This window comes from Pseudomonas sp. P97.38 (assembly GCF_001269745.1).
Taxonomy (GTDB): domain Bacteria; phylum Pseudomonadota; class Gammaproteobacteria; order Pseudomonadales; family Pseudomonadaceae; genus Aquipseudomonas; species Aquipseudomonas chlororaphis_E.
The window spans coordinates 130,664-154,260 of sequence record NZ_LHVJ01000017.1 but is presented as its reverse complement, the minus strand read 5'-3'; the positions used below and the strand labels follow the sequence as shown (position 1 = coordinate 154,260).

The 23,597-nt window shown below is 63.5% G+C and carries 19 protein-coding genes; 11 read left to right on the top strand and 8 right to left on the bottom strand.

Annotated elements, in window-relative coordinates; genetic code table 11:
- Positions 1-23 precede the first annotated feature (23 nt).
- From arcD to gap, 8 genes are all read right to left on the bottom strand, one after another.
- A complete protein-coding gene (gene arcD / locus AD664_RS14555) occupies positions 24-1,451 on the bottom strand; it encodes an arginine-ornithine antiporter (RefSeq protein ID WP_053147476.1) in 1,428 nt (475 codons plus the stop codon).
- Positions 1,452-1,538: 87 nt separating this feature from the next.
- Positions 1,539-2,885: a CoA transferase gene (locus tag AD664_RS14550; RefSeq protein WP_053147475.1), complete on the bottom strand. Its 1,347-nt coding sequence runs from the start codon at positions 2,883-2,885 to the stop codon at positions 1,539-1,541.
- A gap of 44 nt (positions 2,886-2,929) precedes the next feature.
- A complete protein-coding gene (locus tag AD664_RS14545; protein WP_053147473.1) occupies positions 2,930-3,343 on the bottom strand; it encodes a YbaN family protein in 414 nt (137 codons plus the stop codon).
- A gap of 65 nt (positions 3,344-3,408) precedes the next feature.
- The gene (locus tag AD664_RS14540) at positions 3,409-3,999 is read right to left on the bottom strand and encodes a biliverdin-producing heme oxygenase (RefSeq protein ID WP_053147471.1); all 591 of its coding nucleotides are present in this window, start codon (positions 3,997-3,999) and stop codon (positions 3,409-3,411) included.
- A 153-nt stretch (positions 4,000-4,152) separates the two neighbouring features.
- Positions 4,153-6,747 (bottom strand): TonB-dependent receptor, encoded by a 2,595-nt coding sequence (locus AD664_RS14535; RefSeq protein WP_053147469.1) that lies wholly within the window; start codon positions 6,745-6,747, stop codon positions 4,153-4,155.
- Between the two features lie 119 nt (positions 6,748-6,866).
- Complete coding sequence (locus AD664_RS14530; RefSeq protein ID WP_144419491.1) at positions 6,867-7,790, bottom strand: FecR domain-containing protein; 924 nt, start codon at positions 7,788-7,790, stop codon at positions 6,867-6,869.
- Positions 7,791-7,901: 111 nt separating this feature from the next.
- Entirely contained in the window at positions 7,902-8,408 is a 507-nt protein-coding gene (locus tag AD664_RS14525; protein WP_053147467.1) for an RNA polymerase sigma factor, read from the bottom strand.
- A 200-nt stretch (positions 8,409-8,608) separates the two neighbouring features.
- Positions 8,609-9,610, bottom strand: a complete 1,002-nt coding sequence (gene gap, locus AD664_RS14520; protein WP_053147465.1) for a type I glyceraldehyde-3-phosphate dehydrogenase — start codon at positions 9,608-9,610, stop codon at positions 8,609-8,611.
- Positions 9,611-9,829: 219 nt separating this feature from the next.
- Here gap and edd point away from each other — a divergent pair, with 219 nt between their 5' ends.
- From edd to AD664_RS14465, 11 genes are all read left to right on the top strand, one after another.
- Positions 9,830-11,656 (top strand): phosphogluconate dehydratase, encoded by a 1,827-nt coding sequence (edd, locus tag AD664_RS14515; RefSeq protein WP_047736917.1) that lies wholly within the window; start codon positions 9,830-9,832, stop codon positions 11,654-11,656.
- Complete coding sequence (locus AD664_RS14510; RefSeq protein ID WP_053147463.1) at positions 11,653-12,612, top strand: glucokinase; 960 nt, start codon at positions 11,653-11,655, stop codon at positions 12,610-12,612. Before edd ends, AD664_RS14510 begins: the two co-directional genes overlap by 4 nt.
- A 179-nt stretch (positions 12,613-12,791) precedes the next feature.
- Entirely contained in the window at positions 12,792-13,523 is a 732-nt protein-coding gene (locus tag AD664_RS14505; RefSeq protein WP_042730801.1) for a response regulator, read from the top strand.
- Positions 13,513-14,982, top strand: coding sequence for an ATP-binding protein (locus tag AD664_RS14500; protein WP_042730802.1), 1,470 nt, complete (start codon positions 13,513-13,515; stop codon positions 14,980-14,982). The genes AD664_RS14505 and AD664_RS14500 overlap by 11 nt, the downstream gene beginning before the upstream one ends.
- Positions 14,983-15,209: 227 nt before the next feature.
- A complete protein-coding gene (locus AD664_RS14495; protein ID WP_053147461.1) occupies positions 15,210-16,469 on the top strand; it encodes an AGE family epimerase/isomerase in 1,260 nt (419 codons plus the stop codon).
- 115 nt (positions 16,470-16,584) lie between these two features.
- Entirely contained in the window at positions 16,585-17,886 is a 1,302-nt protein-coding gene (locus AD664_RS14490) for an ABC transporter substrate-binding protein (protein ID WP_053147459.1), read from the top strand.
- 94 nt (positions 17,887-17,980) lie between these two features.
- Positions 17,981-18,889 carry a carbohydrate ABC transporter permease gene (locus tag AD664_RS14485; RefSeq protein ID WP_042732853.1) on the top strand — a complete coding sequence of 303 codons (909 nt, stop codon included), beginning with the start codon at positions 17,981-17,983 and terminating at the stop codon, positions 18,887-18,889.
- Positions 18,882-19,727, top strand: coding sequence for a carbohydrate ABC transporter permease (locus tag AD664_RS14480; protein WP_042732854.1), 846 nt, complete (start codon positions 18,882-18,884; stop codon positions 19,725-19,727). The genes AD664_RS14485 and AD664_RS14480 overlap by 8 nt, the downstream gene beginning before the upstream one ends.
- 2 nt (positions 19,728-19,729) lie before the next feature.
- Entirely contained in the window at positions 19,730-20,890 is a 1,161-nt protein-coding gene (locus AD664_RS14475; RefSeq protein WP_053147456.1) for an ABC transporter ATP-binding protein, read from the top strand.
- Between the two features lie 193 nt (positions 20,891-21,083).
- Entirely contained in the window at positions 21,084-22,430 is a 1,347-nt protein-coding gene (locus AD664_RS14470) for a carbohydrate porin (RefSeq protein WP_053147454.1), read from the top strand.
- Positions 22,431-22,721: 291 nt separating this feature from the next.
- Positions 22,722-23,576 carry a D-hexose-6-phosphate mutarotase gene (locus tag AD664_RS14465; protein WP_053147452.1) on the top strand — a complete coding sequence of 285 codons (855 nt, stop codon included), beginning with the start codon at positions 22,722-22,724 and terminating at the stop codon, positions 23,574-23,576.
- The last annotated feature ends 21 nt before the right edge of the window (positions 23,577-23,597 follow it).

Below are 23,597 nucleotides of genomic sequence, written 5' to 3'. Positions count from 1 at the left end.
CTCCAGTTAGAACAATCAGCCAACTACAAGGTCAGGAAGCCGTCGTAGAGCCCGTAGGCCGCCACCAGAGCGCCTGCGATCACTGCGGCGAAAATCAGCTTCTCGACAGAGGTGAAAATTGATTTGCCCAGCTCGCGCTTGGCCTTGGCGAACAGGATCGCGCCGGGGGCATAGAGCAGGGCGGAGAGCAGCAGGTACTTGATCCCGCCGGCATAAAGCAGCCACACCGCATAGATCAGGGCGATGGCACCGATGGCCAGGTCTTTGCGGCGCTCGGCCAGGGTGTTCTCATAGGTCTCGCCGCGCACCGCCAGCAGCACTGCGTAAGCCGCCGACCACAGGTACGGCACCAGGATCATCGAGGTGGCGAGGTAGATCAGTGACAGGTAGGTGCTTGCCGAGAACAGGGTGATGACCAGAAACAGTTGGACCATTGCGTTGGTCAGCCACAGAGCGTTGGCCGGTACCTGGTTGGCGTTCTCTCGGCGCAGGAACTCGGGCATGGTGTGGTCTTTGGCGGCGGCGAACAGGATCTCGGCACACAGCAGCACCCAGGACAACAGGGCACCGAGCAGCGAAATGATCAGGCCGACGCTGATCAGCACCGCGCCCCAGTGGCCCACGACGTGCTCCAGCACCGCCGCCATGGACGGGTTCTGCAGCTTCGCCAGCTCCGGCTGGGTCATGATCCCCAGGGACAGCACGTTCACCAGGACCAGGAACAGCAGTACGGTGATGAAGCCGATCACCGTGGCCTTGCCCACGTCCGTGCGTCGTTCGGCGCGGGCGGAAAAAATGCTCGCCCCTTCGATGCCGATGAACACCCACACGGTGACCAGCATCATGCTGCGCACCTGGTTCATCACGCTGCCCAGTTGCGGGTTATTCGCGCCCCAGATGTCGCTGGTGAAAATGTCGAGCCTGAAGGCGAACACGGCGATCAGCACGAACAAGGCCAGCGGCACGACCTTGGCAACCGTGGTGACCAGGTTGATGAAGGCGGCCTCCTTGATGCCGCGCAGCACCAGAAAATGCACGGCCCACAGCAGCACCGACGCGCCGACCACCGCGGCAACCGTGTTGCCCTCACCGAAGATCGGGAAGAAGTAACCCAAGGTGCTGAACAGCAAGACGAAGTAGCCGACGTTGCCCAGCCAGGCGCTGATCCAGTAACCCCAGGCCGATGAGAAACCCATGTAGTCGCCGAACCCGGCCTTGGCGTAGGCGTACACGCCGCCGTCCAGGTCGGGCTTGCGGTTGGCCAGGGTCTGGAACACGAAGGCGAGGGTCAGCATGCCCACCGCGGTGATCGCCCAGCCGATCAGGACGGCGCCGACGTCGGCGCTGGCGGCCATGTTCTGGGGCAAGGAAAAAATCCCCCCGCCGATCATCGAGCCCACTACCAGCGCGACCAACGCACCCAAACGAAGTTTTCCGGGGGTATCAGACATTGCATGACTCCGAGGCAGCCGAGGAGAGTCACAGCGTATGTCGATTCAACGCGTCGATAGCTGATCCAGGTCAGGGGGCGAGGCTGCTTACCATTGCGCTCGATGGGCGCCGAGGTTCGTCGCTGCGAGCGCCCACTGCCAGGGCGTGCCGGTGATCTTCAGCGGCACCTGCAACCGTTGCGCCGGCCCCCATGGCGTCTGCTCGACCAGCATGCCCAGGTCGTCTGCGTCCTCGGGCCGTAGCGTGGCCGAGTCCCCCGCGCCGCGCTCGATCAGCAGTTTGGCGGTCCGGGCCAGAGACAGGCGTGCCGAGCCGCCTTGTCCGTTTGCCAGGCGCCGGGCCAACAGCATCACGGCGCTGGCGGCCATCAGGTAGCCCGTGCCGTGGTCCAGTGCCTGAACGGGCAGTGGCGTCGGGGTGTCGGCCTGTTTCCAGGCCATGCCGGCCGCGGCGATGCCGCTGCTCATCTGCACCAGGCTGTCGAAGCCGCGCCGGTTCTGCCACGGGCCGCTCCAACCGTAGGCGTTGAGGCTGACATCGATCAGGCCCGGGGCAATCCTGTGCCGTTGCTCGGCGCCGTAGCCGAGGTGTTCAAGGGCGTCGGCGCGGTAGCCGTGGAGCAGGATGTCGGTGTTTCCAAGCAAGGTTTCGAACACCGCGCGGTCGTCGGGCTGGTGCAGATCCAGACGCGCGCAGCGTTTGCCCAGGGTGACCTCCGGCACGACGCCGGGCTCGTCCCAGCTCGGAGGGTCGATGCGCAAGACATCGGCGCCGAGGCCGGCGAGGAAGCGGCTGGCCACGGGACCGGCCAGCACGCGGGTCAGGTCCAGCACCTTGAGGCCGGCCAGTGGCTGGGCCACGGAACCCAGCCAGGGCCTGGGGGACACGCCGCTGGTGTGGGCGAACTGCACCAGCGGCTCGGCGTTCACCGCCAGGCCTTGGGGATGCGCTTGCCAGGCTTGCCACGAACGCATCTCGGCGGCGCAGCCACCGGCGTCGACGACGGCCTGTTCGAGTTCGGTCTTGCTCCAGCGGGCCACCTGGGCGGCCATGGCGCCGCGATCAGCGCAGGGCCCGAGGACTTTTTCCGCTGCCTGTCGATGATGCGGCGCATTGGTGTGCAGGCGGATCCAGCCGTCGGCCGTGGCATAGTCGCCGGCCACCGGGTCCCACATCGGCGGCACGCTCCAGCCGGTGGGGCGCAGGGACGTGGAAAACCAGAAGGAGGCCAGGCGCCGGTCGACTTCAAGCAGCGGCAGGCGTCCGGTTTGCCGGTGGATGAGTTCGGCGATGGCCTGGCCGGCTGCGGCGAGGCTGGCGCTGGCCAGTTCGGTGACCGCGAATGCCGAGGGCAGGGCGCCTTCGCCCGTGAAGGCGATGGGCGTCGTGGGCAAGCCGAGGGAGGCTTGGACGGTTGTGAGCAGGTCAGTCATCGTGGGCCCTCCGGAATGAGAGGACGAGCATAGATCAAATGGGTTTATTCGGGGGGCAGGGCTGTCGAGGGGCGCGCTTGCGCCCTCGCCACCGGGCGCGACCAGATCCACAGGTTGCCCAGGCCCATGCCGACGAGGGCCAGGTAGACCGGCCAGCCGTGGTCGAGCATCACCAGCATCAAGCCGGCGCAGAGCAGCATGCTGGCCGTGGCGGCGACCTTGGCCCGGCGCGGGATGACCTTGCCGTTGCGCCAGTTGTGCAACATCGGCCCGAACAGCCGGTGCTGCTCCAACCAGGCGCTCAGGCGCGGCGAACTGCGGGTCGCGGCCCAGGCAGCGAGCAGGATGAATTCGGTCGTCGGCAGGCCGGGCACGACGATGGCGATCAGGCCGATGCCCAGGCTGGTGTAGGCGAGCAGGCCGAAGAGCAGGCGGGTGAGTTTTGAGGGTCGGTTCATAACTTTCTTTCAGGCATACACTCCCTTGTGGGAGCGGGCTTGCTCCCACAGATAGACGGCGTGAGTCAGGCCGGTTCAGTGGCGTAAGCCTGCTCCAGCAACACCGTAAACCGATTGAACGCATTCAGCGCGCCTTTATCCGCCTCGGCTTCCTGCTCTGGGGTGAAGACCAGGTTGTCGAGGGTGCGGGTGAAGGTTTTCCAGCCTTCGGCCCGCCCGCCGGCCGGTTCGGCCAGGTGCCGGGCGCCGAAGGTTTCGCTCAGGCCCAGGCCCACGGCGCGCTTGATCAGGAAGGCGGCGCCGAGCTTGGAGCCTTCGGAGACGAACAGCCAGCCGAGGGCCTCGGCCTGGGTCGGTTTGTGCACCGCGCCGGCCACCGGCGCCGGTACTTCGGTGGCAAGGTCCGCCAGGTCGGCCCGCGCGGCCTCGGCCCGGCAGCGGGCAGGCAGGTCGGGGATCAGGCGGGCCAACGCGGCATCGTTGTACAAAGCCACCAGTTCCGACTGGAACAGGTATTGGGCGACGACGAAGCGGGCATAGCTGGCCGGGGTTTCGAACGGGGCGTGCGCCTTGACCAGGGCGTCGAGCCTGGCGTGGGGTTCGTGGGTGATCTGGTTGAGGCGCTGGGCGCGGGAAGTGGGGCGTTGGGTGTTCATGAGTAGGCCTTCCTGTTAAACGGGTCGCTGTGGTGGCGAGGGAGCTTGCTCCCGCTCGGTCGTGCAGCGACCGTGAAATTGCGGGGCCGCTGCGCAGCCCAGCGGGAGCAAGCTCCCTCGCCACAAGGGTGAATCCATGCCGCAGTGATCGAATCAGATATCCCAGATCAGGTTCACCGCGAAATTGCGTCCGGGCGCCGTCAGGCGGTCGAGGTTGGCGGGGCTCAATACCGCCGCTTCGCCGACGCTGTCGTAGCCGCGTACGTCATCCCATAGCCAGTATTTCTTGTCGGTGAGGTTGTAGAGGCCGCCGCTGACGGTGATGTCCTGGGTCACTTTGTAGAAACCGCTCAGGTCGAGGAGGCCGAAACCCGGGGTCTTGAACTGGCTGCTCACGCCATCGGGCGAGTTGAAGTTGCTGTCGTCGACACGGTCTTTTTTCTTGACCAGGGTCCAGCTGAGCAAGGTGCCGTAGCGGTCCTGCTCATAGCCGAGGCCGAACACGCCGGTCAGTGGGTTGACGCTGTTGAGCGGCTGGCCGGTGTCGTTGTTGCGACCGTAGGCATACGCCACCGAGCCCTGGGTATACAGGCCCTTCGGCGCGCCCAGGACATCCAGGTCCAGGCGTCCCTTGATCTCCGCGCCCTTGATCGTGGCGTGCTTGATGTTGTTGCTCTGGAAGGTCAACTGGTCGGCGCCGGGGGTGATGGCATCTTCGTTGATGAAGTCGCGGTACTTGTTGTAGAACACCGCCACGTCGAACGAGCCTGAGTCGAAGCGGCCACGCAGGCCGGTCTCGTAGCTCTGGCTTTTTTCCGGCTCCAGGTTGGGGTTGGGCTCCACGCTGTAGCCAACGCCCGCGTTGTCGAAGCGACCGTACAAGGCCTTGGCGGTCGGGGTGCGGAAACCTTCGGCGTACTGGCCGTAGCCGGTGTACTGGTCGCTGAAGGCATAGGTCAGGCCGAACTTGGGCGAGACACGGTGCCAGGTCTTCTCACTGTCGCTGACGGTGCCGGCGCCGGTCGGGTCGGCGGTGTTCAGGAAGGCCTGGGTGACGTGCGGCTTGAGCTGGGTGTAGTCGTAGCGCAGCCCCGGGGTGAAGGTCCACTGGTTCCAGCTGATCTGGTCCTGGGCGAACACGCTGTAGGTGTTGATGGTCGGGTCCGGGAAGTCACTGGCCTTGGCCAGTACATCCGCTGCGCTGATGGCGCCCACGGCGGTGCAGCCGCGGCCCACGGCCAGGCACACGCCATTGCCGCTGCGCGAGCCGGTGACCTTCTGTTGCTTGAGCGTGGTGCCGTAGGTCAGGGCGTGCTCGGTGTCGGCGAGGCTGAAGGCCTTGTCCAGTTGCGCGTCGAAGACCCACTGCTTTTCTTCGTAGAGGGTGTCGCGGGTGCGCAGCACCTGGCGGGTGATCGGGAAATAGAACTCCTCGGTGCTCTCGTTCGTCTTGGCGACCTGATGGTTCAGGCTCCACTTCATGTGGTCGGCCAGCAGGCTGTCGAGGGCGAAGCTGTGTTCCAGGCCGAAACGCTCGCGGGTGATGGTGTCGTTGCCGGTGCGCCACTGGTACATGCCGCCCGGCAGCAAGGTGACGGGAATGGCCGGCCCGCCGTTGGAGTAAGGGCCGCCGTAGGCGCTTTTCAGGTCGGTGTCGCGATCGTCCTTGTACTTCTCGTAGACCAGGCCCAGGCGCGCATCATCGTCGTAGTTCCAGCCGAGCTTGGCGAGCACGTTGCTGGCGCGCACGTCTTCCGGGTTGGCAGCGGTGCGGTCCAGACCGGTGCCGTTGTGGCTGCCGTAGGATTCGGTTTCGTGGCCGTCGCGCTGGCTGTAGTGCAACAGGCCGTCGAAGGCTGCGCTGCGCCCGGCGACGGTGGCGGACTTGAGCCAACTGTCGTCGGCGGAGCTGTAGCCGGTCTTCAGGCGCGCGCCGACGTCCTGGCCCGGCTTGATGATGTCGTCCGGGTCCAGGGTGAAGTAGCTGACGGCGCCGCCAATGGCATTGCTGCCATACAGCACCGAGGCCGGGCCGCGGAGGATTTCCACGCGCTTGACGATTTCCGGGTCGAGGTAGTTGCGCTGGGTCTTGGCGTAGGGGCCGTTGAAGAAACCGTCGGGTATGGCCACGCCGTCGACCTGGGTCAGGATCCGGTTGCCGTCGATGCCGCGGATGTTGTAGCCGCTGATGCCGCCACGCTGGCCGGCGCCGCCCACCGAAACGCCCGGCTCGTAGCGCACCAGGTCCCTGATGGTGTTGACGTTGCCGCGATCCAGTGCCTCGCGATCGTGGACGGTGACGGTGCTCGGCACGCCGGTGATGTCCTGTTCCTGGCGAGTGGCGCTGATGGTCACCTGTGGCAGGTTCATCGCGCTGGCGGCGCTGCGTTTTTCCAGGACGATGCTGTGGTCGCCCAGTTTGCGATAGCTCAGGTGGGTCCCCAGCAGCAGTCGCTCCAGGGCTTTTTCCGCGGGCAGCGAGCCGTTCACCCCCGGTGAGGCGACGCCGTCGGCCAGTTCCGCTGGCAGGCCGACCTGCCAGCCCGTGACGGCGGTGAAGGCGTTCAGGGCCGAGACCAGTGGTTGCCGGGCGATGGCGAACGTGTAGTCGCCCATGTTCCGTGCAGGCGCTTGGGCAGCAGTGGCCGCGACGGCGGCCGGCACCGTGCCGGCCACCAGGAGGGCCGCGGTCAACAGCGACAGCGTGCAAGAAGGGGCGAGGAACCGGCAAGTAAGGCGAGAGGACATCGATAGCGCTCCGTGTCGCATCTGTTATAGGTGCAGATCCGCATGGCTGGATGCGAATCAATTGCATTGGCTATAACGAGACGAACCAGCGAGGCCTATCGAGTAAAAATAATTCTCATTTAGTTGAAAATCACCAGCGCCGGGAATTCCTGCAAGCGCGCCGAGGTGATGTGGGCCAGGGAACGAACCACATCCAGCGGTTGATCGAGGCGGTAGTTACCTGTCACCGCGACGCCGGCCAGGCGATCATTGGTGTTGATGATCCAACCGGGGTAATAGCGTTGCAGTTCGGCCAGCACCTGGCCCAATGGCCGGTTCTCGAACACCAGCCGGCCCTGGACCCAGGCCAGGTCGGTGGCGCTGTCGAGCCGGGACGGGCGGTCGAAGCCGTTGGGCCCGATGCGGATGCTTTCCCCGGCCGACAGCCGTACATGGCTGTCGTTGCGACTGGCCCGCAGGTCGACGTCGCCACGCTGGACCTGGACTTGGGCCACGCCGTCGAGGTAGCGCACCGCGAACGTGGTGTCGCTGACGCTGGCCGTGACCGGGCCGGCGTCGATTTCCAGCGGCAGGTTGCGGTTGGCCGGCACCTCGAAAAACGCCTCGCCTTTGTACAGGCGGGCCACGTGCCGCTGCTCGTTGAACGTGCTGGAGAACGCCGAATCGGTGTTGAGCAGGACCTTGGAACCGTCCTCCAGTTGCAGGCGCTGGCGCTCACCGACCACGGTCAGGTGGTCGGCCTGCCAATGCAGGGGCAAGTCGCTGAAGTTGAACAGACCCAGGAACAGCACGGCAGCGGTGGCCAAGGGTTTCCAATGGCTGCGCAGGCGCGACAGCGGCGTGACCTTGGGCGGGGCCTGGCGCTGGCGGGCATTCTCCAGCTGACGGGCGCTCTCCATCACCTGCGGGCCGTTCCAGATCGCCTGGGCCCGGGCGAATGCCTGGCCGTGGCGCGGATCGGCCGCCAGCCAGGCCTGGAACTGCCGGGTCTGCTCGTCGCTGGGGTTGTCCAGCAGGATCAGCCAGTCCAGCGCCTGCTCCATGGCGTGGGCGGTGTCCTGCGTCGAAGCGGGTTGAGGGTCGGTCACGGTGATTCCTCGAATTGAGCGGCAAGTTGCAAGCCAGAGCACAGCTTGCCGCTTGCCGCTTGAGTCTTATAGCTGCAGCTGTCCCACACAGATCGCCATGATCAGCTTCAGTTCCTTTTGCACCGTGCTCGACGACACACCCAGTTGCCCGGCAATGTCCTGGTAACTGTGCCCGTGCAGGCGGCTGAGGATGAAGATCCGCTGCTGGCGTGGGCTCAGTGCTTGCAGGCTGACATTGAGGCGTTCGAGCATCTGCCCGGCATGGACGGCGTCCTCGGCGCTGCCTTGGGGAGCGACCACGTTGTGGACCACCTCCAGGGGGACGTCGTCCAGCACGGCGCGCGATTGTACGCGGCGGGCGCGCAGGTGATCCCGTGCCAGGTTGCGGGCGGTCTGGAAAACAAACGGTTCAAGGTGCTCGACCGGCCGCTCGGCCAGTGCGCGGGAGACGCGCAGGTAGGTTTCCTGGAGCAGGTCTTCGGCGGTGCTGGGGTTGTTGACCATGCGCTCAAGGGTGCGCAGCAGCGGCATGCGCTGGGCGAGAAAGACGTGATGAAAGCGCGATTGACTCACGGTAGGGCCCGATCCGGTTCGAGTAGATGATAATGCTTATCATCTACTCGACTGGTCAAGCCTTGAATTGTGACCATCGCCGAACCACTGTGGGAGCGGGCTTGCTCGCGAAGACGGCGTGTCAGTGAGTAGAAACATCGACTGATACACCGCTTTCGCGAGCAAGCCCGCTCCCACAGAAAAGCGCTAGTCCCTGTCGGTCACTCCGCGTTGCACAACGCCAGGCAGTTATCGAGCATGCGGTTGGAGAAGCCCCACTCGTTGTCATACCAGGCCAGTACCTTGAGCAGCTTGCCGCTGACCTTGGTGTGGTTGGCGTCGAAGATCGACGACAGCGGGTTATGGTTGAAGTCGCTGGAGACCAGCGGCAGGCTGTTGTAGCCGAGGATCCTGGAGTGCTGGCTGGCCTGGCGCAGCAGGTCGTTGACTTCTTCGGCCGAGGCTTCGCGCTTGAGCTGCACGGTGAGGTCCACCAGGGACACGTTGATCACCGGCACGCGCACGGCCATGCCGGTCAGCTTGCCGGCCAGTTCCGGCAATACCAGGCCAACCGCTTCGGCGGCGCCGGTTTTGCTCGGGATCATGTTCTGGGTGGCCGAGCGGGCGCGGTACGGGTCGGTGTGGTAGACGTCGGTCAGGTTCTGGTCGTTGGTGTAGGCGTGGATGGTGGTCATCAGGCCACTTTCGATGCCCAGCTCACGGTGCAGCACCTGGGCCACCGGGGCCAGGCAGTTGGTGGTGCAAGACGCGTTGGAAATGATCTGGTGCGACTGGCGCAGGATGTCGTGGTTCACGCCATACACCACGGTGGCGTCGGCACCCTTGGCCGGGGCCGAGATGATCACCTTGCGGGCGCCGGCGCTGAGGTGGGCGGCGGCCTTGGCACGGTCGGTGAACAGGCCGGTGCATTCGAACACCACGTCGATCTTCTCGGCGGCCCACGGCAGGTCGGCCGGGTTGCGGATGGCGCTGACCGAGATGCGGTCGCCATTGACCGTCAGGCTTTCATGATCGTGCTGTACATCGGCATCGAATGTGCCGTGGACGGTGTCGTACTTGAGCAGATGAGCGTTGATCGCACTGTCGCCCAGGTCGTTGATGGCGACGATCTGCAAGTCGCGACGATAGCCTTGGGTATACAGTGCACGGAGGACGTTGCGGCCGATGCGGCCAAAACCATTGATTGCGATTCGAAGAGTCATTAACTGCGCCGCCGTCGATTTGTTGTTGGAATTACAAGATTATTCGCATAAAAATAGAAAACAAGCCTTTTTAGTGGCAATATTTTGTTTTATCTACAACGAGTGACCTGAATCAACTGGTCCGAATGGTCAACAATCCCCTTGGCGCCCACTGCGCCGCGGGCTTTTGACCAGCATAGACAATCAGGTCGCCACACCCGTTAGCCTGGAGTTCTACACATGCATCCCCGCGTTCTTGAGGTCACCGAACGGCTTATCGCCCGCAGCCGCGCCACGCGTCAGGCTTACCTTGCATTGATCCGCGGTGCAGCCAGCGACGGGCCGATGCGCGGCAAATTGCAATGCGCCAACTTCGCCCACGGCGTGGCCGGTTGCGGCACGGAAGACAAGCACCACCTGCGAATGATGAACGCCGCCAACATCGCCATCGTGTCGTCCTATAACGACATGCTCTCGGCCCACCAGCCCTATGAAACCTTTCCGCAACAGATCAAGCAGGCGCTGCGCGAGATCGGCTCGGTCGGCCAGTTCGCCGGGGGCACGCCGGCGATGTGCGACGGCGTGACCCAGGGCGAGGCCGGGATGGAGCTGAGCCTGCCGAGCCGAGAGGTGATCGCGTTGTCCACGGCGGTGGCGCTGTCGCACAACATGTTCGACGGCGCGCTGATGCTGGGCATCTGCGACAAGATCGTGCCGGGCCTGATGATGGGCGCGCTGCGCTTCGGTCATTTGCCGATGATCTTCGTGCCTGGCGGGCCGATGGTCTCGGGCATTTCCAACAAGGAAAAAGCCGACGTGCGCCAGCGCTATGCCGAAGGCAAGGCGAGCCGCGAAGAGCTGCTGGAATCGGAGATGAAGTCCTACCACAGCCCGGGCACCTGCACCTTCTACGGCACCGCCAACACCAACCAGCTGTTGATGGAAGTGATGGGCCTGCACCTGCCAGGCGCTTCGTTCGTCAACCCGAACACGCCTCTGCGCGACGCCCTGACCCGCGAAGCGGCGTTCCAGGTCACGCGCATGACCAAGCAAAGCGGCAACTTCATGCCCATCGGCGAAATCGTCGACGAGCGCTCGCTGGTCAACTCCATCGTCGCGCTGCATGCCACCGGCGGCTCGACCAACCACACCTTGCACATGCCGGCCATCGCCATGGCGGCGGGCATCCAGCTGACCTGGCAGGACATGGCCGACCTCTCCGAGGTGGTGCCGACCCTGAGCCACGTCTACCCGAACGGCAAGGCCGACATCAACCACTTCCAGGCGGCGGGCGGCATGTCGTTCCTGATCCGCGAACTGCTCGAAGCCGGCCTGCTCCACGAGAACGTCAACACCGTGCTCGGCCACGGCCTGAGCCGCTACACCCAGGAGCCGTTCCTCGAAGACGGCAAACTGGTGTGGCGCGACGGCCCGATCGAAAGCCTCGACGAAAACATCCTGCGCCCGGTGGCCCGCGCGTTCTCGCCGGAAGGCGGGTTGCGGGTCATGGAGGGCAACCTGGGCCGTGGCGTGATGAAAGTCTCGGCGGTGGCGCTGGAAAACCAGATCGTCGAAGCGCCGGCCATGGTGTTCCAGGACCAGCAGGACCTGGCGGACGCGTTCAAGGCCGGTTTGCTGGAGAAGGATTTCGTCGCGGTGATGCGCTTCCAGGGGCCGCGTTCCAACGGCATGCCGGAACTGCACAAGATGACCCCGTACCTCGGCTCGCTGCAGGACCGCGGCTTCAAGGTGGCGTTGGTCACCGACGGGCGCATGTCCGGCGCCTCGGGGAAAATCCCGGCGGCCATCCATGTCAGCCCCGAAGCCTACGTCGGTGGTGCATTGGCCCGAGTGCAGGAGGGCGATATCATCCGCGTCGATGGCGTCAAAGGCACCCTGGAACTGAAGGTGGACGCCGAGGAATTCGCCGCGCGCGAGCCGGCCAAGGGCCTGTTGGGCAACAACATCGGCACCGGTCGCGAGCTGTTCGGCTTCATGCGCATGGCCTTCAGCTCGGCAGAGCAGGGCGCCAGCGCCTTCACTGCTGCCCTGGAGACGATTAATTGAAACTGGCTTTGGTCGGTGACATCGGTGGGACCAACGCACGCTTCGCGTTGTGGAAGAACCATAACCTGGAAAACATCCAGGTGCTGGCCACCGCGGACTACGCCTGCCCGGAGGACGCCATCAAGGTCTACCTGGCCGGCCTGGGCATGGCGCCGGGGGCTATCGGCTCGGTGTGTCTGTCGGTGGCGGGGCCGGTGGGAGGCGACACTTTTCGCTTCACCAACAACCACTGGCGCCTGAGCAACCGGGCGTTCTGCGAGACCTTGCAGGTGGAGAAGCTGTTGTTGGTCAACGACTTCTCGGCCATGGCCCTGGGCATGGCCTGCCTGCGTCCCGATGAATACCGCGTCGTGTGCGAGGGCACCCCGGAGCCGATGCGCCCGGCGGTGGTGATCGGGCCGGGCACCGGGCTGGGCGTGGGGACCTTATTGGACCTCGGCGAAGGTCGGTTCGCGGCCTTGCCGGGGGAAGGCGGCCATGTCGACCTGCCGATGAGCAGTCCGCGGGAAACCCAGCTCTGGCAGCACATCTACAACGAAATCGGCCACGTCAGCGCCGAAACCGCCCTGAGCGGCAGTGGCTTGCCGCGGGTGTACCGGGCCATCTGTGCGGTGGACGGCCATGAGCCGGTGCTCGATACGCCCGAATCCATCACCGCCGCGGGCCTGGCGGGCGATCCCGTGGCCCTGGAAGTGCTCGAACAGTTCTGCCGCTGGCTGGGACGCGTGGCCGGCAACAATGTGTTGACGGTCGGTGGGCGCGGTGGCGTCTTCATCGTCGGCGGGGTGGTCCCGCGGTTTGCCGATTTCTTCCTGGAAAGCGGTTTTGCCCGTTGCTTCGCCGACAAAGGGTGCATGAGCGATTACTTCAAGGGCATTCCGGTCTGGCTGGTCACCGCGCCGTACTCCGGCCTGATGGGCGCGGGCGTGGCGTTGGAGCAGTCGACTCCAGTTTGAAGGGTGATCCCCTGTGGGAGCGAGCTTGCTCGCGATAGTGGAGTATCAGTCGCCATTGTTCTTGGCTGATGCACCGCTATCGCGAGCAAGCTCGCTCCCACAGAGTTTTTGTGGTGTGTTTGTAGGCTTTCTCCATCAGGCATAATCCGCTCTAATCCAAACAACAAGGACGCGGCCCTGTGAGTTCAGTGAACAAATCGATTTTGTTGGTCGACGACGACCAGGAGATTCGCGAGCTGCTGGACACCTACCTCAGCCGTGCGGGTTTCCAGGTGCGCACCACGCCGGACGGCGCCGGCTTTCGCCAGGCGCTGAACGAGGCACCGAGCGACCTGGTGATCCTCGACGTGATGCTCCCGGACGAGGACGGCTTCAGCCTGTGCCGCTGGGTTCGCCAGCACCCGCGCCAGGCGCACGTGCCGATCATCATGCTGACGGCCAGTTCCGACGAGGCCGACCGGGTCATCGGCCTTGAGCTGGGCGCCGATGACTACCTGGGCAAGCCGTTCAGCCCACGCGAGTTGCAGGCGCGCATCAAGGCGTTGCTGCGCCGGGCGCAGTTCGGCCAGGAACGGTCCGGCGGTGAAGTGCTGGCGTTCGATGAATGGCGGCTGGACATGGTCAGCCATCGGCTGTTCCACGCCGACGGCGAAGAAGTGATTCTCTCCGGCGCCGATTTCGCCTTGCTCAAGCTGTTCCTCGATCATCCCCAGGAAATCCTCGACCGCGACACCATCGGCAACGCTACTCGTGGCCGCGAGCTGATGCCCCTGGACCGGATCGTCGACATGGCCGTCAGTCGCCTGCGCCAGCGCCTGCGCGACACCGACAAGCCACCGCGGCTGATCCGCACGGTACGCGGCAGTGGTTACCAGTTGGCAGCCAGTGTGGTTGCCAGCAATGGTCATTGATGGAGTCAAGAAGGTCATAGGACGGGTGCCGGTGCCGCGTTCGCTGCTCGGCCGGATGCTGTTACTGACCTTGCTGGTGGTGCTGTTCGCGCAAACGCTGTCCAGCCTGATCTGGGTGTCGCAACTGCGTGCCACGCAGCTCGAAGGCCTGGTCACCAGCGCCCGCAGCCTCGCCCATTCGATGACCGCCAGCGTCAGCTACCTGCGTTCGCTGCCGGTGGCCTACCGGCCTCTGGTCCTCGATCAGTTGCGCAGCATGGGCGGTACGCGGTTCGTCGTCACCCTCAATGACAAGCCTCTGGGCATGGACGTGCTGCCGGTGACGCCGCGCAAGCTGGCGGTACTCAAGGCGGTGGACGAGGTATTGCGCCGCTCCCTGGGCAATAACGCCGACATCTCGGTGAAGTTTGTCAGCCCCGAAGACCTGCGGATCTTCAACGGCGGGCTGAAGCTCGATGAGCTGCCACGTTCCTGGGCGCATTACGCGTTGACGCTCGAACCGGTGAACCCGCCGGTGCTGGTCACGCAGATCCAGATGGCGCCGGGCGAATGGCTGTACATCGCTTCGTTGCTGCCCGAACCCTACACCAGCCTCGAAGAGCAGGACCTGCCCAAGCAGCAGGTCGGTTTCATCGTGCTCACCAGCAGCCTGCTGTTGCTGTTCATCGGCCTGCTGGTGCACTGGCAGAGCCGTCCCCTCAAGCGTTTGGCCCGCGCGGCGCGGGACATGTCCCTGGGCGCCGAAGTGGAACCGGTGGCGGAGGGAGGGGGCAGCGAAGTGGTGGAAGTAGGGCGGGCGTTCAACGCCATGCGTGAACGCATCAGCCGCTACTTGACCGAGCGCAGCCAGTTGTTCAGCGCGATCTCCCATGACCTGCGCACACCGATCACCCGGTTGCGCCTGCGGGTCGAATTGCTGGAGGACGAAAACCTGCAAGCCAAGTTCGGTCGCGACCTCGATGAGTTGGAACTGCTGGTCAAGGGCGCGTTGCAGTGCGTCAAGGACACCGATATCCACGAGAACATCGAGCCGGTGGACCTCAACCACGTGCTCGATTGCCTGGTCGAGCCTTATCTGGCGCCCAACGGCAATGGCCGGGTGACCCAGGACGGACGCGCGTTGGCGCCGTATCACGGCAAGCCGCTGGCGCTCAAGCGCTGCATCGGCAACCTGATCGACAACGCGCTCAAGTACGGGCAGAACGCCCACCTGCACATCGAGGACGATGAAAGTGCGTTCGTCCTGCACGTCGATGACGAAGGGCCTGGCGTGCCGGAACAGCGCCTCGAGCAAGTCTTCGAGCCGCACTTCCGCCTGGCCGGGCAGCAGCAGGGGTATGGGCTGGGGCTGGGCATCGCCCGCAACATTGCCCATAGCCACGGCGGCGAAGTGAGCCTGCAGAACCTGCGTGAAGGGGGGTTGCGGGTGACCCTGCAGTTGCCCCGCAGTGTGGATTGATCAGACCGCGTTATCGTTCATCGCGAGCAAGCTCGCTCCCACAAGGAGATCGGTGCTCCATGACGTCCACTGTGGGAGCGAGCTTGCTCGCGATGGCGCCAGTAACTTCAACGCCTCTCCCAGGTAAATGTCACAAGTCAGTGACATAACTCGCCCCTTTCGTTACCTGTCCGCCGTCCGCCCTTGTTTAGACTCCCTGCGTCAAAACAACAAAAAAGGGACCTGCGATGGACACCTTCCTCCCGGCTTTCAGCAGTTGGCTGAACGCGCCTGCCCACCAGCACTGGCTCGCTGCCGAAGGCTTGCGTTTGCTGGCGTTTGCCAAGGCGTCGAAGCTGCCGGACGGCTTTGGCAACCTCGACGACCAGGGACGCCTCCCGGCCGGGGCGCTGGCCGAGACCATGAACACCGCCCGCATGACCCACAGCTTCGCCATGGCCCACATCCAAGGTTTGCCTGGCTTTGCCGAACTGGTGGACCACGGCGTCCAGGCCCTCAGCGGGCCGTTGCGCGACGCCGAGCATGGCGGCTGGTTCGCCACCGCGCAGCCGCGTGACGAACAAACCGGCAAAGCCGCCTACCTGCATGCCTTCGTCGCATTGGCCGCCAGTTCCGCCGTGGTGGCCCAGCGTCCCGGCGCCCAGGCGTTGCTCGACGAAGCGGTGCGGGTCATCGACACGCATTTCTGGAGCGAAGAAGAAGGTGCCCTGCGCGAGTCCTTCAGTCGTGACTGGCGCGACGAAGAGGCGTACCGCGGTGCCAACAGCAACATGCACGCCACCGAAGCGTTCCTGGCCCTGGCCGACGCCACGGACGATCCGCGCTGGCTGGTCCGCGCCCTGCGCATCGTCGAGCGGGTGATCCACGGCCATGCCGCGGCCAACGATTACCTGGTGGTGGAGCACTTCGACCGTGATTGGCAGCCGCTGCGCGACTACAACCACGACAACCCTGCCGACGGCTTTCGTCCGTACGGCACCACCCCTGGCCATGGGTTCGAATGGGCGCGGTTGCTGCTGCACCTCGAGGCGGCGCGGGTCCAGATCGGCATGCTGACGCCGGGTTGGCTGGCCCAGGATGCACAGAAACTCTTCGACCAGAACTGCCGCCACGGCTGGGACGTCGACGGCGCGCCCGGCCTTGTCTACACCCTGGACTGGGACAACCGCGCGGTGGTCCGCCACCGCCTGCACTGGGTGCACGCCGAGGCTGCGGCCGCCGCCAGCGCCTTGCTCAAACGGACCGACGAAGCGAAATACGAAGCCTGGTACCGAACTTTCTGGGAATTCTGTGACAAACACTTCATCGACCGCTGCAATGGGAGCTGGCATCACGAACTCGACCCACAAAACCGCCCCAGTGCCGATATCTGGCCGGGCAAGCCGGACCTGTACCACGCCTGGCAGGCGGTGCTGATTCCGCGCCTGCCCCTGGCACCCAGCATGGCGACGGCTCTGGCGCGGCTCTCCAGCCCTTCACCCGTGTAACCATGTCGTGACATTTGCACGTCCCTTCGTTACCTGCGAAAGGATTCCCTCTGATTAGAATCCATGCAGCGCAAGCACCGACTTGCATGCATAACAACAAGAAAGGTACTTCTAGATGAATGCGATTTCTCGCCTCGCTACTGTCATTTCTCTTGCTTCCCTGCTTCCCGTCGCAGCGTTCCCTGTCAGCACCCTTGCCGCCGAATCCAAAGGCAGCGTGGAAGTCGTCCACTGGTGGACGTCGGGTGGTGAAAAAGCCGCGGTCGATGTGCTCAAGGCCCAGGTCGAGAAAGACGGTTTTACCTGGAAGGACGGCGCTGTCGCCGGTGGTGGCGGTTCCACGGCCATGACCGTGCTCAAGAGCCGCGCCGTGGCTGGCAACCCGCCAGGCGTGGCCCAGATCAAGGGCCCGGACATCCAGGAATGGGCTTCCACCGGCCTGCTCGACAGCGACGTGCTCAAGGACGTGGCCAAGGAAGAGAAGTGGGACAGCCTGCTCGACAAGAAAGTCTCCGATACCGTGAAGTACGAAGGTGACTACGTGGCCGTGCCGGTGAACATCCACCGTGTCAACTGGCTGTGGATCAACCCGGAAGTCTTCAAGAAAGCCGGCATCACCAAGAACCCGACCACCCTCGAAGAATTCTACGCCGCCGGCGACAAGCTCAAGGCCGCGGGCTTCATCCCGCTCGCCCATGGCGGCCAGCCTTGGCAGGACAGCACCGTGTTTGAAGCCGTGGTGCTTTCGGTGATGGGCGCCGAGGGCTACAAGAAAGCCCTGGTCGATTTGGACAACAAGGCCCTGACCGGTCCGGAAATGGTCAAGGCGCTGACCGAGCTGAAGAAAGTCGCGACCTACATGGACGACGACGGCAAGGGCCAGGACTGGAACCTGGAAGCGGCCAAGGTCATCAACGGTAAGGCCGGCATGCAGATCATGGGCGACTGGGCCAAGAGCGAATGGACCGCGGCCAAGAAAGTTGCCGGCAAGGACTACGAGTGCGTCGCCTTCCCGGGCACCGACAAGGCCTTCACCTACAACATCGACTCCCTGGCGGTGTTCAAGCAGAAGGACAAGGGCACCTCGGCCGGTCAGCAGGACATTGCCAAGGTTGTGCTGGGTGAGAACTTCCAGAAAGTCTTCAGCATCAACAAAGGCTCGATTCCGGTGCGCAACGACATGCTGGCCGACATGGCCAAGTATGGCTTCGATTCCTGCGCCCAGACCGCGGCCAAGGACTTCCTGACGGATGCCAAGTCCGGTGGGCTGCAGCCGAGCATGGCGCACAACATGGCGACCACGCTGGCGGTGCAGGGCGCGTTCTTTGACGTGGTGACCAACTACATCAACGACCCGAAAGCCGACCCGACCGATGCCGCCAAGAAGCTGGGTGCTGCGGTGCAGTCTGCCAAATAAGAGCGGCTGCAAGCTACAAGCTGCAAGGGTGTGTTTTAGCTTGCAGCTTGGGGCTTGTAGCTGCCCCTAATCTATCTTTGTACTGGATCTTCCCATGAGTTCTGTTGCTGTGTTCAGCAAGGCCTCGCCGTTCGATGCGCTGCAACGCTGGCTGCCCAAACTGGTGCTGGCGCCGAGCATGTTCATCGTCCTGGTGGGCTTCTATGGCTATATCGTGTGGACGTTCGTCCTGTCGTTCACCACCTCGACCTTCCTGCCGACCTACAAATGGGCCGGTCTGGCGCAATACGCGCGGTTGATGGACAACGACCGCTGGTGGGTGGCGAGCAAGAACCTGGCGCTCTTCGGCGGCCTGTTCATTGGCATCACCCTGGTGATTGGCGTGCTGCTGGCGGTGTTCCTCGACCAGCGCATCCGTCGCGAAGGTTTCATCCGCACCATTTACCTGTACCCGATGGCCCTGTCGATGATCGTCACCGGCACGGCTTGGAAATGGCTGCTCAACCCGGGCATGGGCCTGGACAAATTGTTGCGTGACTGGGGCTGGGAAGGCTTCCGTCTCGACTGGCTGATCGACCCGGACCGCGTTGTGTACTGCCTGGTGATCGCTGCCGTCTGGCAGGCTTCGGGTTTCATCATGGCGATGTTCCTGGCCGGGCTGCGAGGTGTCGACCAGTCGATCATCCGCGCCGCGCAGATCGACGGTGCGAGCATGCCGCGCATTTACTGGAAAGTGGTGCTGCCAAGCCTGCGGCCGGTGTTCTTCAGTGCCGTGATGATCCTGGCGCATATCGCGATCAAGAGCTTCGACCTGGTGGCAGCCATGACCGCCGGCGGCCCCGGCTATTCCTCCGACCTGCCGGCCATGTTCATGTATTCCTTCACGTTCAGCCGCGGCCAGATGGGCATGGGCTCGGCCAGCGCAATCCTGATGCTCGGTGCGATTCTCGCAATCATCGTGCCTTACCTGTACTCCGAGCTGAGGACCAAGCGCCATGACTAGTCTCGCTGCCAAACCCGCCATCAGCCTGAGTCGCATCGCGATCTACGCGGTGCTGATCCTCGCCGTATTGCTCTACCTGGTGCCGTTGGTGGTCATGCTGTTGACCAGCTTCAAGACCCCGGAAGACATCAGCACCGGCAACCTGCTGAGCTGGCCGACCGTGGTCAGCGGCATCGGCTGGATCAAGGCCTGGGCGACGGTCAACGGCTACTTCTGGAACTCGATCAAGATCACCATTCCGGCCGTCCTGATCTCCACCGCCATCGGTGCATTGAACGGCTACGTGCTGTCGATGTGGCGCTTTCGCGGTTCGCAGTTGTTCTTCGGCCTGTTGCTGTTCGGCTGCTTCCTGCCGTTCCAGACCGTCCTGCTGCCGGCTTCGTTCACCCTCGGCAAAATGGGCCTGGCCAGTACCACCACCGGCCTGGTGTTCGTGCACGTGGTCTACGGCCTGGCCTTCACCACGCTGTTCTTCCGCAACTACTACGTCAGCATTCCCGATGCGCTGGTGAAGGCTGCGCGCCTTGACGGCGCGGGGTTCTTCACGATCTTTCGGCGGATCATCCTGCCGATGTCCACCCCGATCATCATGGTCTGCCTGATCTGGCAGTTCACCCAGATCTGGAACGACTTCCTGTTCGGCGTGGTGTTCTCCAGCGGCGATTCCCAGCCGATCACGGTGGCGCTGAACAACCTGGTCAACACCAGCACCGGGGCTAAGGAATACAACGTTGATATGGCGGCGGCGATGATCGCCGGGCTGCCGACCCTGCTGGTCTATGTAGTGGCAGGCAAGTATTTCGTGCGCGGCCTGACGGCCGGCGCAGTCAAGGGGTAATCATGGCAACGCTTGAACTTCGCAATGTAAACAAGACCTACGGTGCCGGCCTGCCGGACACCCTGAAGAACATCGAATTGTCGATCAAGGACGGTGAGTTCCTGATCCTCGTCGGCCCTTCGGGTTGCGGCAAGTCGACGCTGATGAACTGCATCGCCGGCCTTGAAACCATCACCGGCGGCGCGATCATGATCGGCGACCAGGATGTCAGCGGCATGAGCCCCAAGGACCGTGACATCGCCATGGTGTTCCAGTCCTACGCGCTGTACCCGACCATGAGCGTGCGCGAGAACATCGAGTTCGGCCTCAAGATCCGCAAGATGCCCCAAGCGGCCATCGACGAGGAAGTCACCCGCGTGGCCAAGCTGCTGCAGATCGAGCACCTGCTCAATCGCAAGCCCGGCCAGCTCTCCGGTGGCCAGCAACAGCGCGTGGCCATGGGCCGGGCACTGGCGCGGCGGCCGAAGATCTACCTGTTCGACGAACCGCTGTCCAACCTCGACGCCAAGCTGCGGGTCGAGATGCGGACCGAAATGAAACTGATGCACCAGCGTCTGAAAACCACCACGGTCTACGTCACCCACGACCAGATCGAGGCCATGACCCTGGGCGACAAAGTGGCGGTGATGAAGGACGGAATCATCCAGCAGTTCGGTACGCCGAAGGACATCTACAACAACCCGGCCAACCTGTTCGTGGCGAGCTTCATCGGTTCGCCGCCGATGAACTTCATCCCGTTGCGCCTGCAACGCAAGGACGGTCGCCTGCTGGCGCTGCTCGACAGCGGCCAGGCCCGTTGCGAGTTGCCGCTGGGCATGCAGGACGCTGGCCTGGAAGACCGTGAAGTGATTCTCGGCTTGCGTCCGGAACAGATCGTGCTGGCCGGCAGCGAGCCCAACGGCTTGCCGACCATCCGTGCTGAGGTTCAGGTCACCGAGCCGACCGGCCCGGACACCCTGGTATTTGTCAGTCTAAATGACACCAAGGTTTGCTGCCGCCTGGCGCCGGACGTTGCGCCACAAGCAGGGGAAAATCTGACGCTTCAATTCGATCCTCAAAAAGTATTACTATTTGATGCGCAGACGGGTGAGCGCCTGGGTGTGGCGGGTCAGCCACAAGGCGAAGCTCGGGCGGCGAACGTGGCTCAGTTCAAGGGCCGCTGAGAAAGCAGTGTGAGGGCGGGCTTGCTCGCGAATGCAGTGTGCCATTTGGCATTTCTGGCGACTGATACAGCGCATTCGCGAGCAAGCCCGATCCCACAGCAGAGCATGCGGTGGGTGGGGGACCATTCGCCGCAATCGTTGTAAACCGCGTTAGATAAAAACAGTTAATAACAATAAAGACGAGGATGTAGGGATGAAGAAGAAAAACAACACCCAGCTTATCTGCCAGTTGTCAGCCGTTGCGGCGATGATGCTGGCCGGTAGCGCACATGCGGCCGACGCGTTCAGCGCCGATTCGCAGTGGATGACGGGTGACTGGGGTGGTGAACGGACCAAGCTGATCGAGCAGGGTATCGACATCAAGGCTGACTACGTCGGTGAAGTGGGTGGCAACCTGCACGGTGGCTACAACAACGACAAGACGGCGCGCTATTCCGACCAGTTCGGCCTGGGCGTGGCGTTGGACCTGCAAAAGCTGTGGGGCTGGGATAACACCCAGGCCAAGATCCAGCTGACCAATCGTAACGGGCAAAACATCTCCAATGACCGTGTCGGCGATCCGCGTGCCGGCACCTTGAGTTCTTCCCAGGAAGTCTACGGTCGTGGCCACATGGTCCGCCTGACCCAACTGTGGATCAAGCACCAGTTCCTCGACGGCAAGCTGGACGTGAAGGCCGGTTACTTCGGCGAAGGCGAAGACTTCAACACCTTCCCTTGCGAATTCCAGAACCTGGCTTTCTGCGGTTCCCAGGTGGGTAACTGGGCGACCAACATCTGGTACAACTGGCCCGTCAGCCAGGCAGCGATCCGCGTGAAGTACAACATCACGCCTGAGTTCTATGCGCAGATCGGCGCCTACAACCAGAACCCTTCGCAGTTGGAACACGGCAACGGCTTCAAGCTCAGCGGCAGTGGCACCAAGGGCACCGTCATCCCGGTCGAGCTGGTCTGGTCGCCGAAGGTCAACAACCTGCCAGGCGAATACCGGGTCGGTTACTACAAGAGCACGGCCGATGCCAATGACGTCCGTGAGGATGACAACGGTAACGACGCCGCGACCACCGGCAATGCCTATCGCAGCCATGACAGCAAACACGGCTACTGGTTCGTGGCGCAGCAGCAGCTCACCACCCACAACGGTGATGCGTCCCGCGGCCTGAACATCGCCGCCAACGCGACCTTCCACGACAAGGACACCAACGTCGTCGACAACTACCAGTCGTTGATGTTCGTGTACAAGGGGCCGTTTGACGCGCGTCCAAAAGATGACATCGGCATCGGTTTCTCGCGCATCCATGTCAACGATGACGTGAAGAAAAACGCCGAGCTGACCAACGCTGCCAACGGTGTGGCGGACTACGAGAACCCGTTGTTCGCGCCGTTGCGCGAGACCGAGTACAACTACGAGCTCAACTACGGTGTTCACGTCACCAACTGGCTGACCGTACGTCCTAACCTGCAGTACATCACCCATCCGGGTGGTGTGGATGAAGTCGACAACGCCCTGGTGGCCGGCCTGAAAATTCAGTCGGTGTTCTAACGTTGTTGCGATAAGCTCCTCTCTATGTGCGCATATTTGCGGACAGCCAAGGCTGTCCGCTTTTTTTTGGGGAGCACTCAATTGTTTGGTTGGACACCGAGCGCTGTGGCGAGGGAGCTTGCTCCCGCTGGGTTGCGAAGCGACCCCAAAACCATTCACTGCGGTGCGTCAGCCAGATCGCATTTGCTTCGTTTACGACTGCTTCGCAGTCGAGCGGGAGCAAGCTCCCTCGCCACAAAAGAGCGCGTCGCGAACAGATGAGCAATTCAATGATTTCCAGGACCGCGGCCCATGCATGAGCATCCGCTACAACGCTTTTTCAGATCCTTGCGCGAGCGCCCGGTGTTTGCCTGGGAGCGCTATCGGCAGCGCGATGTGCTGGTGATCGATCATCCGTTGTGCCAGGCGGTGTTCAGCCGCCAGGGCGCGCAGTTGCTGCATTTCCAACCCCGTGGCCAGAAACCCTGGTTGTGGTGTGCAGCCAAATGGCCGCAAGTCGGTGCGATACGCGGTGGGGTGCCGGTGTGTTGGCCGTGGTATGGCCGTCATCCCAGTGAAAACGCCTGGCCGTCCCATGGCTGGGCGCGCCTGATCGACTGGAAACTGCTCGACAGCCGCAGCGATGACGACGGCGTGCACCTGCACTGGCAGTTGCAACTGTGCGACTGGCAGGTGGACTTGCATGCCGACCTGGGTGAACGCATGGAGCTGCGCTTGAGCACCGAGCACCAGGACAGCCTGCCATGCCGGTTGAGCCAGGCTTTGCATGCCTACTGGCGTATTGGCGATGTCGGTGAGATAGCGCTGTCTGGGCTGGAAGGTGCGCAAGGTTACGACCAGTTGAGCCGCGAGGTTTGCCAGCAGGAAGGCGAGTTGCGGGTCGACGGCGGCTGCCAGCGGGTGTTCCAGCATGAGGGCGAATTGCAGCTCAAGGATCGCGCCTGGCAGCGCGAACTGTGCATCGACACGGGCGACAGCGCCGACACCGTGGTGTGGCACCCGGGTGCCCGGCCATTGCTGGGGGTGAGCTGGGATGAGATCAGCGAGTTCGTCTGCGTCGAGGCCGCCAGTGGCGGCACCGACAGCCTGTGCCTGGCGCCGGGGGAGCGGGCTCACCTGAGTTTGCAAGCGCGGGTGGGGGCTTGATTCTGGAGGGTGGGTGAGGCT

Coding starts and splice junctions, on each gene's coding strand:
- arcD (WP_053147476.1), bottom strand. CDS start 1,451: ATGTCTGATACCCCCGGAAAACTTCGTTTGGGTGCGTTGGTCGCGCTG.
- AD664_RS14550 (WP_053147475.1), bottom strand. CDS start 2,885: ATGACTGACCTGCTCACAACCGTCCAAGCCTCCCTCGGCTTGCCCACG.
- AD664_RS14545 (WP_053147473.1), bottom strand. CDS start 3,343: ATGAACCGACCCTCAAAACTCACCCGCCTGCTCTTCGGCCTGCTCGCC.
- AD664_RS14540 (WP_053147471.1), bottom strand. CDS start 3,999: ATGAACACCCAACGCCCCACTTCCCGCGCCCAGCGCCTCAACCAGATC.
- AD664_RS14535 (WP_053147469.1), bottom strand. CDS start 6,747: ATGTCCTCTCGCCTTACTTGCCGGTTCCTCGCCCCTTCTTGCACGCTG.
- AD664_RS14530 (WP_144419491.1), bottom strand. CDS start 7,790: ATGGAGCAGGCGCTGGACTGGCTGATCCTGCTGGACAACCCCAGCGAC.
- gap (WP_053147465.1), bottom strand. CDS start 9,610: ATGACTCTTCGAATCGCAATCAATGGTTTTGGCCGCATCGGCCGCAAC.
- edd (WP_047736917.1), top strand. CDS start 9,830: ATGCATCCCCGCGTTCTTGAGGTCACCGAACGGCTTATCGCCCGCAGC.
- AD664_RS14500 (WP_042730802.1), top strand. CDS start 13,513: ATGGTCATTGATGGAGTCAAGAAGGTCATAGGACGGGTGCCGGTGCCG.
- AD664_RS14495 (WP_053147461.1), top strand. CDS start 15,210: ATGGACACCTTCCTCCCGGCTTTCAGCAGTTGGCTGAACGCGCCTGCC.
- AD664_RS14490 (WP_053147459.1), top strand. CDS start 16,585: ATGAATGCGATTTCTCGCCTCGCTACTGTCATTTCTCTTGCTTCCCTG.
- AD664_RS14485 (WP_042732853.1), top strand. CDS start 17,981: ATGAGTTCTGTTGCTGTGTTCAGCAAGGCCTCGCCGTTCGATGCGCTG.
- AD664_RS14480 (WP_042732854.1), top strand. CDS start 18,882: ATGACTAGTCTCGCTGCCAAACCCGCCATCAGCCTGAGTCGCATCGCG.
- AD664_RS14475 (WP_053147456.1), top strand. CDS start 19,730: ATGGCAACGCTTGAACTTCGCAATGTAAACAAGACCTACGGTGCCGGC.
- AD664_RS14470 (WP_053147454.1), top strand. CDS start 21,084: ATGAAGAAGAAAAACAACACCCAGCTTATCTGCCAGTTGTCAGCCGTT.
- AD664_RS14465 (WP_053147452.1), top strand. CDS start 22,722: ATGCATGAGCATCCGCTACAACGCTTTTTCAGATCCTTGCGCGAGCGC.